This window comes from Amycolatopsis sp. NPDC052450, assembly GCF_044547565.1.
Lineage (GTDB): Bacteria > Actinomycetota > Actinomycetes > Mycobacteriales > Pseudonocardiaceae > Amycolatopsis.
In genome coordinates, this window is the sequence record NZ_JBIUAQ010000022.1 from 132,725 (window position 1) to 149,924 (window position 17,200).

The following is a 17,200-nucleotide window of genomic DNA, read 5'->3' on the forward strand; positions in this document are numbered from 1 at the left end:
CGTGATCGTCGTAGGTGGAGAGGCGCTGGTCGACCTCGTTCCCGGTGCACCGTTGGATTCCACTGTGGACGGTGGGTTGCGCGCGTTGCTGCCCCGGATGGGTGGTGGTCCCTACAACGTCGCGCTCGCCGCCGGGCGGCTCGGCGTCCCGACGGGGTTCTTGTCGCGGGTCTCGCACGACCGGTTCGGCGTCGCGCTGGTGGACCGGCTGCACGCCTCCGGTGTCGACACCGCCTTGCTGCAACGGGGAAACGAGCCGACGACCCTCGCCGTGGTCGCGCTCGACGAGAAGGGTTCCGCCCAGTACACCTTCTACACCGAGGGCACCGCGGACAGGCTCGTCGGCGACCCCGGCCCGCTGCCGGAGAATGTGACGGCGCTCTCGCTCGGCACCCTCGGCATGGTCCTGGAGCCGGGGGCGAGCACCTACGAAACCGTATTGCGCCGCGAATCCGCCCGCGGTGTGCTGACCGTCCTCGATCCGAACATCCGTGCGGCGCTGATCACCGATCCGGCGGCGTACCGGGCGAGGTTCCAGTCCTGGCTGCCGCATATCCGCCTGCTCAAGATCTCCGACGACGACACGGAATGGCTCGCCGAAGGCGCCGATCCGGTCGACGCGGCAAAGGTCTGGACCTCTTGCGGAGTCGATGCCGTCGTGCTCACCCGCGGCGCGCAGGGGCTGTCCGTCATCACACGAGCGGGCGAAATCGCGCAGGTCCCGTCACGCCGGGTCGACGTCGTCGACACGATCGGCGCCGGTGACACCGTGCAGGGCGCTCTGCTGGCGTGGCTGTACTCGAACGGGGTGCGTGACGTGTCCACACTCGACGCCGACGGCTGGCGTACGGCGCTCGATTTCGCGGCGAAAGCGGCGTCGATCACCGTCTCGCGGAGCGGGGCGGAACCGCCGACGGCCGGGGATATGGCATCCGCCGTGTGAACCTGGTCCCAAAGGGGCTGTTGTGAGCAACTCACCCGCTGCGCGTTGACCCCATTCTCGACTAGCGTGGAGGGGAATTCATACCCCAGCGGGGCGGTGTGCAGCGAGGCCATGGGTCACGCGCGTGAAAGAGGGCGTACCTGTGGGACCTACAGGCGCCGCCGGCCCGTGCTGAACGTGAGAGGGACTTACATGTCCGACGCGACGACGGGCGAGACCGCGACGCTGCGCCTGCCCAATGGTGAGCACGAGTTCAAGGTGATCCACCCGGTCGAGGGCGCGCCTGGGATCGAGCTGGGGAAGCTGCTGGCGACGACCGGGTACATCACCCACGACCCGGGTTTCGTGAACACCGGTGCCGCGTCGTCGGCCATCACCTACATCGACGGTGACGCCGGCATCCTGCGCTACCGCGGGTACCCGATCGAGCAGCTGGCCGAGAAGTCGACCTTCATCGAGGTCTCGTACCTGCTCATCTACGGCGAGCTGCCCACGCAGACGCAGCTTTCCGAGTTCACCGAGAAGATCCAGCGCCACACGCTGCTGCACGAAGACCTCAAGGCCTTCTTCAGCGGCTTCCCGCGCGACGCGCACCCGATGCCGGTGCTCTCCAGCGCCGTATCCGCGCTGTCGACCTTCTACCAGGACTCGCTCAACCCGTTCGACGAACCGAACGTGGAGCTGTCCACCATCCGCCTGCTGGCCAAGGTCCCGACCCTGGCCGCGTACGCGTACAAGAAGTCCGTCGGCCAGCCGCTGCTGTACCCGGACAACTCGCTCGGCCTGGTCGAGAACTTCCTGCGGATGACCTTCGGCTTCCCCGCCGAGCCCTACGAGGTCGACCCGGATGTCGCCAAGGCGCTCGACCTGCTGTTCATCCTGCACGCGGACCACGAGCAGAACTGCTCGACCTCGACCGTGCGCCTCGTCGGCTCCTCCGAGGCGAACCTGTTCGCCTCGATCTCGGCCGGGATCAACGCGCTCTTCGGCCCGCTGCACGGTGGCGCCAACAGCGCGGTGCTGGACATGCTCGAGGGCATCCAGGCCGAGGGCGGCGACGTCGCGAACTTCGTCACCCGCGTGAAGAACAAGGAAAAGGGTGTCCGCCTGATGGGCTTCGGGCACCGGGTCTACAAGAACTACGACCCGCGCGCGAAGATCATCAAGAACACCGCGGACGAGATCCTCTCCAAGCTCAAGGGCGGCGACCAGCTGCTCGACATCGCGAAGAAGCTGGAAGAGACCGCGCTCTCGGACGACTACTTCATCGAGCGGAAGCTGTACCCGAACGTCGACTTCTACACCGGCCTGATCTACCGGGCGCTCGGCTTCCCGACGAAGTACTTCACCGTGCTGTTCGCGCTCGGCCGCCTGCCGGGCTGGATCGCGCACTGGCGCGAGATGATCCAGGACCCCGCCACGAAGATCGGCCGCCCGCGGCAGATCTACACCGGCTACGCGTCGCGGGACTACGCGCCCATCGCGGAGCGCTGATCCCCCTCCCGCAAGCGCAATGAAGGGGCCTTTCATAGCAAATTTTGCTATGAAAGGCCCCTTCATTGCATCCGGGCGTGCGGGGTCACGGCAGCGCGCTTAGGGTTCCCGGAGTGACCAGAGAAGCCCCGGTAGTGCTGTGGTTCCGCCGAGACCTTCGCCTCGGCGACCACGCCGCCCTGCTGGAGGCCTCGAAGCACAGCAAGCACGTCCTCGCGCTGTACGTCCTCGACAACGCGCTACTCGCACCGTCCGGCGCCCCGCGCGTCGCGTTCCTGCACGGCTGCCTGAAGGCACTGGACGACCAGCTCGGCGGGCGGCTGATGCTCGTCAAGGGCGACCCCGTCAAGGAGGTCGTCAAGGCCGCGCGCGAGATCGGCGCCGCGACGGTACACGTCAGCGCGGACACCGGGCCGTACGGCCGCCGTCGCGACGACGAGGTCAAGAAGGCATTGGCGGAGCACGACATCGCCTGGGTCGAGACGGGTTCCTCGTACGCGATCACGCCCGGCCGCGTCACCAAACCCGACGGCGACCCCTATCGCGTGTTCACCCCGTTCTACCGTGCGTGGACGCGCCACGGCTGGCCGCGGCCCGCGGACACGGGAGAGTCCATAGTGGACTGGGTGGAGCCGCCGCGTTCGGTCAAGCTCCCGAAATCCCCTTCGCTCAACGGGATGGAGCTGCCGGAGCCTGGCGAGAAGGCGGCGCTGGAGCGCTGGCACGAGTTCCTGGACGACGGCGTCGAGACCTACGACGAGGATCGCGACCGGCCGGATCGTCCCGGTACGACAAGGCTTTCACCGTATCTGCGCTGGGGTTGCGTCCACCCGCGCACCTTGCTGGCCGACCTCGCCGGGGACGAGGGATCCGGCGCGAAGGCGTTGCGTGGCGAGTTCGCCTGGCGCGAGTTCCACGCCGACGTTCTGTGGCACCGCCCCGAAACCGCGCGGAAGAACTACGATTCCCGCTTCGACGCCATGGAATACGAGAGCGACGACGACGCCTTCCGGCGGTGGTGCGAAGGACGCACCGGCTTCCCGATCGTCGACGCCGGGATGCGGCAGCTGCTCGCCGAGGGCTGGATGCACAACCGCGTCCGGATGATCGTGGCGAGTTTCCTGGTCAAGGACCTGCATCTGCCGTGGTGGCTCGGCGCCCGGCATTTCATGAAGCACCTGGTCGACGGCGATCTCGCGTCGAACCAGCTGAACTGGCAGTGGGTGGCGGGCAGCGGCACCGACGCCGCGCCGTACTTCCGGGTCTTCAACCCGACCACGCAGGGGGAGAAGTTCGACCCCTCCGGCGACTACGTCCGCCGCTACGTCCCCGAACTCCGCTCTCTGCAAGGGAAAGCCGTGCACAAACCCGCCGACGCGCCCGGCTACCCCCCGCCCATGGTCGACCACGCTCACGAACGTCAGGTCGCCCTGGAGCGCTACGGCGCCATCAAAGGTCCGTGAAGGCCTCCTTGAGGGACCCAGAGTCCCTCAAGGAGGCCTTCACGGACTTGAGGTCAGCCGCGCAGGGCTTCCGAAAGCTTGATCCGGCTGCCGACCCGCAGGACGCTGTTCTGGTAGATCCGCGCGCCCAGCCAGGTGAACAGGGCGATGGCGGCCACCGTCAGGCCGAGCGACAGCGCGATCTCCCACCCCTCGACGGTCCCGGCCGCGATCCGCGCCGGCATCAGCACCGGGGAAAGCAGCGGCACCAGGGAAAGGACCTTCGTGCCCGTGCCGTCCGGCGCCTGCGTCAGCAAGTTGAACCCGACGATGAAACCGAGGATCAGCACGATGTTGACCGGCCCGATGACCGACTGCGTGTCCTCCTGCCGCGACACCAGCGAGCCCATCGCGCCGTAGACGGTGGCGTACAGCAGGAACCCGAGCAGGTACCACAGCACACCCCACAGCAGTGCGCCCGTCGCGACCCCGGACAGCGTCAGCACGTTGGTCGCCGAAGCGACGAGCAACCCGGCGCCGCCGATGATCACCAGCTGGGTCAGCCCGACCAGGCCGAGCCCGATCACCTTGCCCAGCAACAGATGCCACGGCCGGACGGTGGACAGCAGGATCTCCACGACCCGGCTGGACTTCTCTTCGACCACGCCCTGGGCGACCAGCGTCCCGTAGGTCACGATGCTCATGTACAGCAGCACCGCCACGATCAGCCCGATCACCATCCGCTGCGACTTCTCGGGGTCCGGCGGTTTGATCGAGTCGACCTTGACCTGGGTCTGGTGGACCGTTTGCATCACTTCTTCCGGCGACCGCTGGGCCTCGGAAAGGATGCCGTTCAGCACTTCCTGCTGGGACACGCCGTTGAGCAGGGCACGGAGCTTGGTGTCCAATTCGGACTTGACGAGCACGTTGAGCTCGGTGGCGTTGCCGGACAGCAACGCGTCGAGATCACCGTTTTCGACCTGCGTCCGGCCCTGCGCCGGATCGGTGACGGTGACGGTCTCGATCTTCTCGCCGATCGCCGCGCCCGCCGTCTGGAGCTGCTGCGCGATTCCGGCGGTCTGGCCGGACAACCCGACCTTGCTCTTGTCCTCGTTGCTGATCAGCGTGGACTGCAGCAGGACGTAACCCATCAGCATGACCAGCAGCACGGCGGTGCCGATCACGAAGGACCGGGTGCGCAGCCGGGTGTTCAGCTCACGTTTGGCGATGAGCCAGACCGCGCGCCACGAAGATACGGTGTTCATGCGGAAACTCCTTGTGCCGCCGGCTTCTCCGCGACGGCGTCGCGGAAGAGGTCGGTCAGCGAACGCCTGCGTTTGGTGAATTCGGTGACCGGGCCGGTGGCCAGCGCCGCGGCGAGCACGGCCTGGTCGTCGGCGCCTGCCTCGAGTTCGAGGATCGCCGTCGGGCCGTTCTGCTCGACCGAGCGCACACCGGGAACGGCCGAAGCCCAGCCGGGCGCGGCGCCGGGCGCGGTGACGACGAGCCCGTTGCCCGCGCCGGCGGTCAGCTCCCCGACGGTGCCGGACGCGACCATCCGTCCACTTCGGATGATCCCGACCCGGTCGCACAGCCGCTCGACCAGATCCAGCTGGTGGCTGGAGAACACCACGGGCACCCCGGTCGCGGCCTTCTCGCGCAGCACCCCGCTCATCACGTCCACGGCCAGCGGGTCGAGCCCGGAGAACGGCTCGTCCAGCACCAGCACCCGCGGATCGTGCACCAGCGCGGCCGCGAGCTGCACGCGCTGCTGGTTGCCGAGGCTCAGCTTCTGGACCTCGTCCTTGCGCCGTTCGGTCAGCCCCAGCCTGGCGATCCAGTTCTCGGCGCTGCGGTGGGCTTCGTTGGCCGACATCCCGTGCAGTTCGGCGAGGTAGACCAGCTGCTCCAGCACCTTCATCTTCGGGTACAGCCCGCGTTCCTCCGGCATGTACCCGATATGCGTGCGGGTCTCGTGGGTGATCGGGGCGCCGCCGAGGCGCACCTGCCCGGAGTCGGCCGACAGCACCCCGAGGACGATCCGCATCGTGGTGGTCTTGCCCGCGCCGTTGCTGCCGACGAACCCGAACAGCTCACCGGGCTGGACCTCGAAGCTCACCTCGTCCAGCGCGACCTTCGCGCCGTACTTCTTGGAGATCCGGTCGATCTCCAGTTTCCCCTCGCTCATTTCCACTTCCCCTCTTCGAAATACCGCACCAGCGCCGTGAATCCCCGATGGACGCCGGAAACCGTGCGGTTCCGCTGGATCAGCCCGTCCAGCTTGACGTTGCTCATCACCGAAGTGGCCCGGTACACCAGGACCGCCCGGCCCGCGCCGGCGAGGACCCCGCTCGCCACCAGCACGACGGCGACCACGCCGACGGACACCTTGTAACGCTTCCTGTCCCCGGTCATGCCGGAGCCACCCCCTCGAAGTCTTCAGGATCGTCGTCCGGCAGCCGCCAAGCGAGCCAAAGTGCCGGGAGCGACGTCCCGAAGACGAACAACGCCGCTGTCATCGAAGACAGCAGAGAACCGGAATCCGGCTGCCCTGCCGCGTAGAGCCCATACGCGAGATCCACCAGCATCAACACGCAGATCCCCTGGAACGCAGCGTAGTGCGCGCGGTTGCGCAGCAGCAGTTCGCGTTCGTCGAGATCCTTCGCCACGGAGCCGGGTCTGCCGACGGCCTTGCGCAGCACCGCGGCGGTGCCGACGCAGAGACACGGCCCCGGCCCCATCAAGCCGACGGCGAACCACAGCGTGGGCTCGCGGAGCAGCGCGGCACCGGCGATCACGACCAGATGACCGATCACGGCCGCGACGGCGAGACGACGCCGGTCCGATCGTGTCCGGGTGGTGGTCATGCCGGAGTCACCTCTTCGAAGTCTTCTGGATCGTCGTCCGGCAGCGTCCAGCCGAGGATGACGCCGGACAGCGTGGTGCCGGTGACCAGCAGCGCGCAGGCCATCATCGCGCCGCGGACGCCGCCGTCCTCGGTGTCGGCGATGATCAGGCTGTGGAACACCGCGATCAGCATCAGCACGACCAGGATCTGGTAGCTGACGAAGGTGACGCGGTGGCGCCATTCCCGCTCGCGTTCGTCGAGCCGGAGCGAGAACCCGCCGCTCATCTTGCCGGTGAGGATCCGCAGCAGGTAGTGCGCGCCCCCGGCGATGACGCAGCCACCGAACCAGCACACGACGAACAACGTCGAGGGCTGCGAATGGAACATGGCGGCACCGGCGATCAGGATCAGGTCACCCGTCAGCACGAGCACACTCAACGTCCGCCGCCGTTTCCGCGTGCGCCAGGTCGGCAGTCGCAGCGCTCGCTTGCGTTCGATCTCGTCCAGCCGTTCCAGCTGGCGCTCCCAGTACGCCGCGAGACGGCCCCGCTCCTCACTCATGCTCCCCCCTCCCGGTAGACCTGAGTGGACAGTGGCGTGAACGGTTCGCGGCTGAACACGGCCTCGACCGGGAGGTCGAACACCGCGCAGATGCGGAACGCCAGGTCCAGGCTCGGGTAGTGGTCGCCCCGTTCGAGCGCGCCGATGGTCTGCGGGTTGACCTCGACCGCCGCCGCGAGGGCTGCCCTGCTCAGTCCGCGCTCCGCCCGGAGCACGGGAAGCCGGTTGTAGATCGGCAGCTCTTTGCCGCGTCTGACCGGGCTCATAGAACATACTGTTGCAAAAACCCAACGAAACGTCAAACTGCGGACGCACTTCACCGCAAGTAGGTGACTAATTGCGAGGGGTCAGGAGAGGCCGGCGAGGGACTTGCCGACGAGTTCCCGGACGCGGACGCGGGCGGCCTCGGCGTCCGGGGTGACCAGGCCGAGCCGGGTGCGGCGCTCCAGGACGTCCTCGACGTCGAGCGCGCCCTCGTGCCGCACTGCCCACACGACCTCCGCCGCGCTGATCTCGGAGCCGTCGAACAGGGGCAGGCCCAGTTCGGGATCGACCTCGCCGAGCGCCGCGACTCGCGGTGCTTCGGTGCCGTACTTCGCGACCAGCCGGGCAGGTGCGTCCACAGTGGACAGGCGGTCGCGCGGCGTCGCGCCGAGCAGCGGGAGCCGGGAGGTGGTCGACGGCCCGGCGAGGAGCCCGGAACGCTTCAACGCGGCATCGACAGCGTCTTCGGCCATCTTCCGGTACGTCGTCAGCTTGCCGCCGACGACGGTGAGCACGCCGTCCGCGCCGGTCACCACCGCGTGTTTGCGCGAGAGGTCCGCGCTGCGCCCGCCGCCTTCGACCAGCGGCCGCAGCCCGGCGAACGAGCCCGCGACGTCGGCGCGGGTCAGCGGGCGGGTGAACGCCGTCGACGCCACTTCGAGCAGGAAGTCCACATCGGACTCCGGCACGGACGGCACCCGCGGGACGGCGCCGTCGATCGGCTCGTCGGTGACCCCGACGAACACGCGGCCGTCGGGTTGCGGCAGCAGGAAGACGAACCGGTTGTTCTCGCCGGGGACGGGCACGTTGACCGACGTCGCGCCGATCCGTGCCGCTCCCGAAGCCAGGATGAGGTGTGAGCCGCGGGACGGCCGCAGCCGCACCGCCTCCGCCAGTTCGCCCGCCCAGACGCCGGTCGCGTTGATCACCTGACGGGCGTGGATCTCGATCTCCTGGCCGGTGAGCCTGTCCCGGGCCAGTACGGATTCCGCGTCGAGCCGGAGCGCTTCGACCTTCGTCAGGATCTTCGCGCCGCGTGCCGCCGCCGTGCGCGCCAGGCTCACCACGAGACGAGCGTCGTCGGTCAGCGCGCCGTCGTAGGCCAGCAGGGCGCCGCGAAGACCTTGCGGGGTCAGGCCGGGCGCGAGCGCCAGCGCCTCCGCGGCCGGGATCGACCTCGGCCGCGGCAGCACCGACGCCGGGGTCCCGGCGGCGCGGCGGAGGCCGTCACCGGCGACGAGGCCGGTCATGATGAACGCCTGCTGGCCGCGGGAGGTCTTGCGGTACAGGGGGAACAGCTGCGGGATCGCCCTGGTGAGATGCGGGGCGGTGCGGGTCATCAGTATCCCGCGTTCGACGGCGCTTTCGTGCGCCAGCGCCAGATCGCCCTTGGCCAGGTAGCGGAGCCCGCCGTGGACCAGTTTGCTGGACCAGCGCGACGTCCCGTACGCCAGGTCGCACGCCTCGACGAGGGCCACCGAGAGTCCGCGCGCGGCCGCGTCCAGCGCGATCCCGGCGCCGGTGACACCGCCGCCGATCACCACCAGATCGACCCGCTCGCCGCCGGCCAGCGCCGTGAGTTCCCGTTCGCGCCGGAGTGCGTTGAGCGAGCCGGGCGTCACGGTCGCAACGCCGCGTCGAGCATGTGGGCGAACTCCGTCATCAGCTTCTTCTCGTCGACGTCGGACGTGGCGGGACGGTAGGAGAACGCGAAGGACTGGATGAGCAGCAACAGGGTGCGAGCCTGCGAAGGCAGGTCGCCCTTGCGGATCGAGCCGTCTTCGTGGCCGGAGCGCAGCAGGTGCAGGATCACGCCTTCGGCGAAGCGCTGGGTCTTCCCGAGCCGCTCGACGATGTAGGGCAGCACCAGTTCGGGGTCGAGGTCCAGCAGGGTGCGGAACAGCGGGTCGCCCGACAGCACGGCGACGGCGGCCGACGAGCTCTGCACGAGCTTCTCGCGGAAGTTGGCCGGTTCGACGTCCGGTTCGGCGGCGCCCTGCAGCAGTCCGCCGAACTCACGGGTCATGAGGGTCGCGAGCACGCTGCGGACATCCGGGAACCGGCGGTACACGGTCATCCGGCTGACCTTCGCGGTCCGCGCGATCTCGGCGAGCGTGGTCCGCCGCACACCGACGGCGAGCACGCACTTCTTCGCGGCGTCGAGCAGAACGTCGTCGGACACGCGTGTCGAGGCCTGGCGGGAGCGGGTGTCCGCCAGTGCTGAAACGCCTGTTTCCGCAGGTGAGTGACGTTTTACGTCCATATGTAACACTGTAGTCGTGACGGAGCTTATTGACCACCGGTTAAGACGATCCTGGACGCCCGAAGCCGGTGACGCGGCCCACCTTCCGGCGAAAGCCCTGCGGTGGCTCGTCCAGCGTATCGGCCCGCTGGGCTCCGCGGCGCCGTTCGCGCCCGATTCGGCGCTGTCCGTTCCCGATTCGGCGCTGGGCGAACAGCCGAAACGAGACCTCGAAGAACTCGTCGGCGCCGACCAGGTGCTGGTGGTACCGGGGGAACGGCTCGCGCGGGCGGGCGGTCTGTCCTATCTGGACCTGCTGCGGCGCCGGGGCTTCGGTGATCTTCCGGTGCCGGACGCCGTCGTCCTGCCGGAGAATCCCGCCGAAGTCCAGTCGGTACTGGAAATCTGTGCACGATACGACGTCGGCGTCGTCCCGTTCGGCGGCGGGACGTCGGTGGTCGGCGGGGTTTCGGCGCTGCGCGGGGGCAAGAGCGCGGTGATCGCGCTCGACCTCACCAGGCTCGGCGAACTGGTCTCCGTCGACCCGGTTTCCCGGATCGCCGTCCTTCAGGCGGGCGTCACCGGGCCGGAGGCCGATCGGCTGCTCGCCGCGCACGGCTTCACCCTCGGGCACGTGCCCCAGTCCTACGAACGCGCCACCATCGGCGGTTTCGCCGCGACGCGGTCCGCCGGGCAGGCATCGTCGGGTTACGGCCGGTTCGAGGACATGGTTTCGGGTGTCCGGCTCGCGACCCCGCGTGGCGAATGGAAGCTCGGCGTCGCCCCGGCTTCGGCCGCCGGACCCGACCTTCGGCACCTCGCCATCGGCAGCGAAGGCGCGCTCGGCGTGATCACCGAGGTCGCCCTCCGTGTCCGCCCGGTGCCGGAAGTGCGCCGTTATGAGGGTTATGTCCTGGACGGCTGGGAGAACGGCGCCGCCGCCGTCCGGGAGCTCGCCCAACGGCACGTGCTCGCGGACGTCACGCGACTGTCCGATGTGGACGAGAGCGAGGTTTCGCTGGCGCTCAACGACAGCTTGAAGACCAAGGCGCTGCGCCGGTATCTCAAGGCGCGGGGAGTCCACGCGCCCTGCCTGCTGATCGTCGGCTGGGAGGGCGCGTCGAAACGCGAAGTCGCCCGGCGCCGTCAGGAGACCACCCGGGTGCTGGCGCCGTTCGGTGCCGTCCGCATCGGTGCCGCCCTCGGCGAATCCTGGCGCCGCGGCCGGTTTTCCGGGCCCCGGCAGCGGGATGCCTTGCTGGACAACGGTGTCTGCGTCGAAACCCTGGAAACCGCCGCGTACTGGGCGGAACTGAGCGACCTGCGTGACGCCGTCCGCGCCGCGCTCACCGCGACCCTCGGCAACGCGATCATCATGTGCCACGTCTCGCACGCCTACGAGACGGGCGCGTCGCTGTACTTCACCGTGCTCACCGCGCGCGACGAGGCCGACCCGATCGGCCAGTGGCGGCGGGCGAAGGCGGCGGCGTCGGAGGCGATCACCGGCATCGGCACCATTTCGCACCACCACGCCGTCGGCGTCGACCACGCGCCCTATCTGGCGGCGGAGATCGGGACGCTCGGTGTCGAAGTGCTGCGAGCGGCGAAGAAGGCCGTCGACCCGACCGGGATCCTCAATCCCGGGAAGCTTCTCTGACCAGCGTCCCGGCATCGACCAGCGTGCAGTCCAGGCCGTGCGTTTCGGCGGGGATGCCTTCCAGTGCCGCGGCCCGGCGCTGTTCGAGGTCGGCGACGCGGATGTGCCTGCCGTCCACGAGGATCGGCAGGCGGATGTCCGCCGCGCCGACGTAGGCCACCACGTCGTCGAGCACGGTGCCGTCGTCGAGGGTGATGGCGGGCGCGGTCAGCCGCACCAGGTCGTAGCGCTGTCCGTTGCCCTCACAGCGATCGAGGACGGCGAGCTGCTCCGGCGTCGCGAACCAGACCGAGTGCTCCTCGACGACCCCCGGCGCGGCGGCGAGCGTCGCGGGCCGCTGCCCGTCCCGGAACCGCAGGCCGGACGCCCAGACCGCGGCGAGGTCGGTGCAGCGCGCGTGGCAGACGACGACCGGACCCGCCAGGCCCATGTTCTCCCGCAGCCAGGTGATCTTGGCCGGGCACGCGTTCGATCCGTAGGCGAGCACGGCCTGGCGTTCGCGCCAGCCCTCCGGCGCGGTGTCGAGACTGTGCCCGGCGCCGTCGAAGTGGACGAACGAATGCCCCGGCCGCGCTCCCGGATACGGGTCGGCGGGGAAATCGGCGTCGGTGAAGAGTTTCACCACGTCACCACGCTGCGGAGGACGTCGCCGTGGTGCATCCGCTCGAAGGCCCGCTCGACGCCGTCGAGGGCGATCCGCTCGGTGACGAACTTGTCGAGCGGGAGCCTGCCCTGGAGATAGAGGTCGATCAGCATCGGGAAATCGCGGGAGGGCAGGCAATCGCCGTACCACGACGATTTGAGCGAGCCGCCACGCGAGAAGAAGTCGATCAGCGCCACGTCGAGCCGCATGTCCGGGGTCGGGACGCCGACGAGCACGACCGTCCCCGCCAGATCGCGGCCGTAGAAGGCCTGCCGCCAGGTTTCGGGCCTGCCGACCGCGTCGATCACGACATCGGCGCCGAACGAATCGGTGAACTCCCGGATCGCCTCGACGACCTGGTCTTCGCTCAGTCCCTTGCTGTTCAGCGTGTGCGTGGCGCCGAAGTCCTCGGCCCAGCCGAGTTTCCGATCGTCGGTGTCGACGGCGACGATGGTCTTCGCGCCCGCCAGCTTCGCCCCGGCGATCGCGGCGTCACCGACACCGCCGCAGCCGATGACCGCGACCGAATCGCCGCGGCTCACCGCGCCGGTGTTCAGCGCCGCGCCGAGACCGGCCATCACCCCGCAGCCCAGCAGCCCGGCGACGGCGGGTTCGGCGGCGGGGTCGACCTTCGTGCATTGTCCACTGTGGACGAGCGTTTTCTCGAGGAACGCCCCGACGCCGAGCGCGGGGGACAGGGCGGTGCCGTCGGCCAGTGTCATCGGCCGGGCGGCGTTGAACGTCGAGAAGCAGTACCAGGGCCTGCCGCGGCGACAGGCCCGGCAGGTGCCGCAGACCGCGCGCCAGTTCAGGATCACGTAGTCGCCCGGTTCGAGGTCCGTGACGCCGTCGCCGACGGCCTCCACGAAACCCGCGGCCTCGTGGCCGAGCAGGAACGGGAACGCGTCGTTGATCCCGCCCTCGCGGTAGTGCAGGTCGGTGTGACAGACGCCGCACGCCTTGACCGAGACGACGGCCTCGCCGGGCCCGGGATCGGGCACCGTCACGGACTCCAGCGAGACCGGTTCACCCTTGGCGCGGGAAACGACGCCTTGGACCTCGTACGGCATGCCCACCTCCGAGTAGTCGACTCCGTAGCTTGCCACGCGGGCAGCCCGGATCGCGACATCCGCTCGGGTGGGGAACCGATTCAGTGCCCAGGAGTGATGATGTAGGCGACCCCGCCGGGGCCGCTCGAAACGCCGCCATTCGTGTTGTACCGCTTGGTGCGCTGCCAGATCGTCTCGAACTGGTGTCGTTTGTAGACATTTCGGACGCGGTCGTTGCTGCTCGCCGCCGGGTCGTTCGCGATCACGTCACCGTCCTTCGTGAAGCCGATGACGACCATGATGTGCCCGGCGGTGCCGTAGCCCGCGCCGTCGAGCTCCTCGGCCTTGAACGACTGCGACGTGATCACCGGGATGCCGCGCGCGATGTAGTTCTCGAGTTCATTCAAGGAGTGCAAACGGGTGATGTGCCCACGCAGTCCGAGTGAAGCGGCGTACGCGGTGTTGAACGGCCAGTTGCCTGTTCCGTCGTAGGCGTAGTCGAACGTGTAGCGGGCGGCGTACGCGACGGTCGGATCGACGTAACCCTCCGGAATCCACGTCATGTCCTCGCGCTTGGGCCGTTTGCCCCAGTACTCGGCGACCATTTCGGTGGACGTGGGGCTGCACCAGTTCTCGCCGCCACCGCCGTACTCGGGGAACTGTCCTTTGTGGATGTTCTGCGCGTAGGCGGGCACCTTGAGCTCGACGCCGGTGGCGCGGCCCGGCTTGGTCGCCTTGACCTCGAAGCGGTCCGGGACCAGCGACGTCATCGCGCCGACCGACGACACCGACGGCGTGGCACGGGAACCGGCTTCGCGGTACAGGCTGACCCGCAGCTGGTACGAGCGGAGCGCGACACCCGCCTTCATGACCAGCGTGTCGACGTCGACCGCGGCGTTGGCGTCGCTCTGGCCGTCGACGCTGGTGCGTTTGATGTCGGCGTCCCCGCTGGCCCAGCGGCCCATGACGTACCAGGAGGTCTCGGCGCCCGCCGCGGTGCGGCCCTTCGCCTCGACCTTGAGCCAGGTCTTGGCCGGCGTCTTCGCGTTCCACGACGCGACGAGCTGGGAGGCGTCGAAGCCCTGTGCGTGGCTCCGCGACGTCCATTGGCCGTATTCGTAGGTCTTCGTGGTGCCGAGTTCGGGTTCGGTGTGTTCGATGGTGCCGATCGGGCGGTCGATGCGCAGCGCTCCGTGATCGAGATCGAGCCCTTCCAGCCTGCCGTCCCGGAAACCGTGGTGACCGGACCATTCGTGGTAGTCGATCGACTCGTCGTCCGGGCGGCCGGGACTCGCTTCCGCCGTCTGTGCCGTCACCGCTGTCATCGTCGCGATGGTCAGCAGCGTGACCAGCCCTCGTATGCGCATCCCGGCTCCATCCCTAGAGTCCACCCAGTAAGGAAGGAATTTTCGCCGGTTATGCCGGGTATGTAAATAGTTGAGGGCCGGGGTCGCGGGGGTTCGGTCGCGGCCGTGGGGCCGGCCGTGTCGCGAAAGCCACTTTCGGGACCTCAGGCGTCGCGAAAGTGGCTTTCGCGACGCATCTCGACCGTGGCTTTCGCAACCTGCCACCTTTGCCTTCCCCCTCACGAGGCCCAAGGGTCAGGCGAGCGGGTTCGGCAGCAGGAGTTCGGTGTTCTGGTCTTGAGGGGTACCGACGGCGGACAGCGAAGCGTGGATGTCGTTGTACGAGAACTCGCGGTACAGCGACGCAAGCGCTTGCGTCGAAGTGTCCGAGTACGGCGCCTCGTACGGGGCTTCCGCTTCGATCAGGGTCGTGAACAGCGAAAGCGTGCCGTCGGCGTTGTCGGCGACCTCGATGATCCGCGCGTGCTGCGGGAAGTCGATGTGCGAAGCGGTGTTGATCTCCCAGAAGCTTTGCTTCGCGGTCTTGCCGGCGTGCGGGGTGATCTTGTTGTGGTGCGTGTGCCCGTTGACCCACGCCAGCACGTTCGGGAACCGGTGCAGCAGCGAGACGAACGTGTCGCCGTTGAGCCGGAGCTCCAGCGGATGCCGCGCGTCCGGGAGCACGTTGCCCATGGTGTCGCTGGTGTGATGGCTGAAGAGCACGAACAGCTCGTCCGTCACGTTCTGCGTGACCTTGCGCCCGAAGAAGTCGTAGTACGTCGAGCTGTTGCGCTTGAGCGTGTTCTCCACCCAGGTGAACTGCCCGAGCCCGATCGATCCGTCGGCAAGCCCGGCCATCGTCGTGGTGTCGAGGCTGATGCCGACGACGCCCGGCGCGATGCGGAAGGTGTAGTACACGTTCCGCCCGTCGGCGTTGTTCTCGCTGAACCCGTGGCCGACCGGGCCGGGTCCGGTGTTGGCGGAATCGAGGTGGTGCCGCACGAACTCCGCGGTGCTGAACGGCCGCCGTCGCTCGTCCGGGGTGACCTCGCGGATCGTGCCGGAGCCGCCGAACAGCTCCGTGACCGGGACGCCGGAGCCGGACCCGATCGCCTTGGCGAGTTTCCGTGACGTCGTCTCGTCCTTGCCGATCACCTTGAAGCGGCCGGTGTACCAGGCGTCCATCCCCGGCAGGTCCGGCACCGTGCCGACGATGCTGTCGTCGTGGTTGCCGAAGGTGCAGAACCACGGGATGTCGAGACCGGGCGAGGTGAAGGTGTTCGAGGCCGCGCCGAGCAGGCCGGGCAGCTGCGGGAACCCCTTCTTCGTGTACGCGTCGTCCAGCGGTTTGCCGGGGTTCCAGTAGTGCGAAGACCCGGAGGTCTGGACGCCTTCGTGCGCGTTCGGGTCGCCCGAGGTCGGGTTCACCGTGCCGCCGTTGAGCACCTTGAGGAACCATTCGAGCTCGATCAGCTCGTGGTTGTCGGTGTTGTCGCCGGTGGTGACCATGAAGTCGATCGGCCGTCCGGTGAACGGGCCGGCCTTCAGGCTGTTCACCCGCTCCACCAGCGCCGTCGTCGCGACCGGGCCGAGCGTCTCCTGCGGCCGGTGCGCCGAGCCGACGAACGGGTGCAGGTACTCGAACCGCGCCGGGCTCTCGGCGTCGGTGAAGTGCAGGTCGGTGAACTGCGCGAACGAGGCCATCGCGCGACGCCGCTCGTCGCGGCCGGACTTCGGCGCGGCGAGGTCGCCCCGGACCACGAGCGGCCAGCCCGGTCCCGCGGTCAGCCGGGTGTAGCCCGGACCGGTTTTCAGCGGGGCCGCCGCGGCTTCGAGGGTGGTGCCCGCGGTGCGCACCGCGCGGGCCGAGGTGCGCGCCAGCGCCCGGTCGAGCGCGTTGGCGGTCGGCGTGCACAGCAGCAGGCCGACGCCGGCGGCGCCCGCCGCGGTGAAGGTGCGCCTCGAGATGTCGGACATGGCGGTGCCCCCAGTCGTCGCGGATGGTCGTCGCGGAAGGACGATGCCGCACGACGTTAGCCGTGGGGTGAACGTGGGAAAAGGGTAATGCGAAGATTTGTCACGTTCGGCCGAATACCAAAGGAGCCAAGCGGGCTGGTTACGCTGGCCGCTCGGCGAAACGAGGAGGTGGCCCCGGTGGGTGCTTCGGCTTGGTCTGTCCGTGGCCGGTTCGACGGCGACCCCGGCGCGGCGCTGGACGCGATGAAGGCGCGCGTCTTCGAGGAGGGCGACTACCTCTGGGAAGGCGACGAACTCGGCCGCCCGGATTCGATCGACGACCTGTACGAGGTCGAGAGTGTCCAGGAGTCCGGGACCCATTCCGTGCTCGACGTCCACGAGTTCATCAGCGCCACGGGCGAGGACGACTTCGGTACCATCCGGCCCTTGACCGACGCCGAACTCCTCGCCGCGTTCGGCACCGAGGAGCCGTCCGTCGCCGCCTTCGACGAACTCGACAAGGCGGGCCGCCTGCCGTTCGAACGCCGTCCGCGCTGGAGCGCCAACTGCGCGCTGCTCTACGAAGACGACGTCGCCGTCGAACTGGCGATCTGGGGTGTGTCCGGGGACTAGGGTGCGCGGGGTGGGGGGGGGGGGGGTGGGGGTTGTTGAGACGGACAGCCAACAACCCCGCGGCGCCAAGCCCCGCCCCGACCCGGGAGGGGTATGGGGTGCCGCGCGCCGGCCGGCGGGCG

The 17,200-nt window shown here is 68.9% G+C and carries 17 protein-coding genes; 5 read left to right on the forward strand and 12 right to left on the reverse strand.

What is annotated here, in order from left to right; translation table 11 throughout:
- Window position 1: 1 nt before the first annotated feature.
- The 3 genes from ACIHAO_RS30000 to ACIHAO_RS30010 all read left to right on the forward strand — a co-directional run bounded on the left by ACIHAO_RS30000 (window position 2) and on the right by ACIHAO_RS30010 (window position 3,900).
- The gene (locus tag ACIHAO_RS30000; RefSeq protein WP_396563404.1) at window positions 2-943 is read left to right on the forward strand and encodes a carbohydrate kinase; all 942 of its coding nucleotides are present in this window, start codon (window positions 2-4) and stop codon (window positions 941-943) included.
- A gap of 192 nt (window positions 944-1,135) precedes the next feature.
- Window positions 1,136-2,437 carry a citrate synthase gene (locus tag ACIHAO_RS30005; RefSeq protein WP_125684045.1) on the forward strand — a complete coding sequence of 434 codons (1,302 nt, stop codon included), beginning with the start codon at window positions 1,136-1,138 and terminating at the stop codon, window positions 2,435-2,437.
- A gap of 113 nt (window positions 2,438-2,550) precedes the next feature.
- Window positions 2,551-3,900: a cryptochrome/photolyase family protein gene (locus tag ACIHAO_RS30010; protein WP_396563406.1), complete on the forward strand. Its 1,350-nt coding sequence runs from the start codon at window positions 2,551-2,553 to the stop codon at window positions 3,898-3,900.
- A 53-nt stretch (window positions 3,901-3,953) separates the two neighbouring features.
- On the opposite strand, the gene ACIHAO_RS30015 is transcribed toward ACIHAO_RS30010, so the two are convergent.
- From ACIHAO_RS30015 to ACIHAO_RS30050, 8 genes are all read right to left on the reverse strand, one after another.
- Entirely contained in the window at window positions 3,954-5,144 is a 1,191-nt protein-coding gene (locus tag ACIHAO_RS30015) for an ABC transporter permease (protein WP_396563408.1), read from the reverse strand.
- On the reverse strand, window positions 5,141-6,067 hold the full coding sequence (locus tag ACIHAO_RS30020) for an ABC transporter ATP-binding protein (RefSeq protein ID WP_396563410.1): 927 nt from the start codon (window positions 6,065-6,067) through the stop codon (window positions 5,141-5,143). Before ACIHAO_RS30020 ends, ACIHAO_RS30015 begins: the two co-directional genes overlap by 4 nt.
- Window positions 6,064-6,294, reverse strand: coding sequence for a hypothetical protein (locus tag ACIHAO_RS30025; RefSeq protein ID WP_396563412.1), 231 nt, complete (start codon window positions 6,292-6,294; stop codon window positions 6,064-6,066). Before ACIHAO_RS30025 ends, ACIHAO_RS30020 begins: the two co-directional genes overlap by 4 nt.
- On the reverse strand, window positions 6,291-6,746 hold the full coding sequence (locus ACIHAO_RS30030; protein WP_396563414.1) for a hypothetical protein: 456 nt from the start codon (window positions 6,744-6,746) through the stop codon (window positions 6,291-6,293). The genes ACIHAO_RS30025 and ACIHAO_RS30030 overlap by 4 nt, the downstream gene beginning before the upstream one ends.
- On the reverse strand, window positions 6,743-7,288 hold the full coding sequence (locus ACIHAO_RS30035) for a hypothetical protein (protein ID WP_396563416.1): 546 nt from the start codon (window positions 7,286-7,288) through the stop codon (window positions 6,743-6,745). The genes ACIHAO_RS30030 and ACIHAO_RS30035 overlap by 4 nt, the downstream gene beginning before the upstream one ends.
- Window positions 7,285-7,554 (reverse strand): helix-turn-helix transcriptional regulator, encoded by a 270-nt coding sequence (locus ACIHAO_RS30040; protein ID WP_126730549.1) that lies wholly within the window; start codon window positions 7,552-7,554, stop codon window positions 7,285-7,287. The genes ACIHAO_RS30035 and ACIHAO_RS30040 overlap by 4 nt, the downstream gene beginning before the upstream one ends.
- 81 nt (window positions 7,555-7,635) lie before the next feature.
- Window positions 7,636-9,174: an FAD-dependent oxidoreductase gene (locus tag ACIHAO_RS30045; protein ID WP_396563418.1), complete on the reverse strand. Its 1,539-nt coding sequence runs from the start codon at window positions 9,172-9,174 to the stop codon at window positions 7,636-7,638.
- Complete coding sequence (locus tag ACIHAO_RS30050) at window positions 9,171-9,734, reverse strand: TetR/AcrR family transcriptional regulator (protein ID WP_396563420.1); 564 nt, start codon at window positions 9,732-9,734, stop codon at window positions 9,171-9,173. Before ACIHAO_RS30050 ends, ACIHAO_RS30045 begins: the two co-directional genes overlap by 4 nt.
- Before the next feature lie 97 nt (window positions 9,735-9,831).
- Between ACIHAO_RS30050 and ACIHAO_RS30055 the strand changes: the two genes are divergently transcribed.
- Window positions 9,832-11,451: an FAD-binding oxidoreductase gene (locus ACIHAO_RS30055; RefSeq protein WP_396563422.1), complete on the forward strand. Its 1,620-nt coding sequence runs from the start codon at window positions 9,832-9,834 to the stop codon at window positions 11,449-11,451.
- Here ACIHAO_RS30055 and ACIHAO_RS30060 read toward each other — a convergent pair.
- The 4 genes from ACIHAO_RS30060 to ACIHAO_RS30075 form a co-directional block, all read right to left on the reverse strand.
- The gene (locus tag ACIHAO_RS30060; protein ID WP_396563424.1) at window positions 11,429-12,076 is read right to left on the reverse strand and encodes a gamma-glutamylcyclotransferase family protein; all 648 of its coding nucleotides are present in this window, start codon (window positions 12,074-12,076) and stop codon (window positions 11,429-11,431) included. The two genes, ACIHAO_RS30055 and ACIHAO_RS30060, sit on opposite strands and share 23 nt — an antisense overlap.
- On the reverse strand, window positions 12,070-13,164 hold the full coding sequence (locus ACIHAO_RS30065) for an S-(hydroxymethyl)mycothiol dehydrogenase (RefSeq protein WP_396563445.1): 1,095 nt from the start codon (window positions 13,162-13,164) through the stop codon (window positions 12,070-12,072). The genes ACIHAO_RS30060 and ACIHAO_RS30065 overlap by 7 nt, the downstream gene beginning before the upstream one ends.
- Before the next feature lie 80 nt (window positions 13,165-13,244).
- The gene (locus ACIHAO_RS30070) at window positions 13,245-14,510 is read right to left on the reverse strand and encodes a peptidase C39 family protein (protein ID WP_396563426.1); all 1,266 of its coding nucleotides are present in this window, start codon (window positions 14,508-14,510) and stop codon (window positions 13,245-13,247) included.
- Window positions 14,511-14,744: 234 nt separating this feature from the next.
- Window positions 14,745-16,466 carry a TIGR03767 family metallophosphoesterase gene (locus tag ACIHAO_RS30075; RefSeq protein WP_396563428.1) on the reverse strand — a complete coding sequence of 574 codons (1,722 nt, stop codon included), beginning with the start codon at window positions 16,464-16,466 and terminating at the stop codon, window positions 14,745-14,747.
- A 177-nt stretch (window positions 16,467-16,643) separates the two neighbouring features.
- On the opposite strand from ACIHAO_RS30075, the gene ACIHAO_RS30080 reads away from it, so the two are divergent.
- Window positions 16,644-17,078: a hypothetical protein gene (locus ACIHAO_RS30080; protein ID WP_396563430.1), complete on the forward strand. Its 435-nt coding sequence runs from the start codon at window positions 16,644-16,646 to the stop codon at window positions 17,076-17,078.
- Window positions 17,079-17,200 lie beyond the last annotated feature (122 nt).

Excerpts from the sequence above, each read along its gene's own strand:
- ACIHAO_RS30005 (WP_125684045.1), top strand. The coding sequence starts at position 1,136 with ATGTCCGACGCGACGACGGGCGAGACCGCGACGCTGCGCCTGCCCAAT.
- ACIHAO_RS30015 (WP_396563408.1), bottom strand. The coding sequence starts at position 5,144 with ATGAACACCGTATCTTCGTGGCGCGCGGTCTGGCTCATCGCCAAACGT.
- ACIHAO_RS30020 (WP_396563410.1), bottom strand. The coding sequence starts at position 6,067 with ATGAGCGAGGGGAAACTGGAGATCGACCGGATCTCCAAGAAGTACGGC.
- ACIHAO_RS30025 (WP_396563412.1), bottom strand. The coding sequence starts at position 6,294 with ATGACCGGGGACAGGAAGCGTTACAAGGTGTCCGTCGGCGTGGTCGCC.
- ACIHAO_RS30030 (WP_396563414.1), bottom strand. The coding sequence starts at position 6,746 with ATGACCACCACCCGGACACGATCGGACCGGCGTCGTCTCGCCGTCGCG.
- ACIHAO_RS30035 (WP_396563416.1), bottom strand. The coding sequence starts at position 7,288 with ATGAGTGAGGAGCGGGGCCGTCTCGCGGCGTACTGGGAGCGCCAGCTG.
- ACIHAO_RS30040 (WP_126730549.1), bottom strand. The coding sequence starts at position 7,554 with ATGAGCCCGGTCAGACGCGGCAAAGAGCTGCCGATCTACAACCGGCTT.
- ACIHAO_RS30065 (WP_396563445.1), bottom strand. The coding sequence starts at position 13,164 with ATGCCGTACGAGGTCCAAGGCGTCGTTTCCCGCGCCAAGGGTGAACCG.
- ACIHAO_RS30070 (WP_396563426.1), bottom strand. The coding sequence starts at position 14,510 with ATGCGCATACGAGGGCTGGTCACGCTGCTGACCATCGCGACGATGACA.
- ACIHAO_RS30075 (WP_396563428.1), bottom strand. The coding sequence starts at position 16,466 with ATGTCCGACATCTCGAGGCGCACCTTCACCGCGGCGGGCGCCGCCGGC.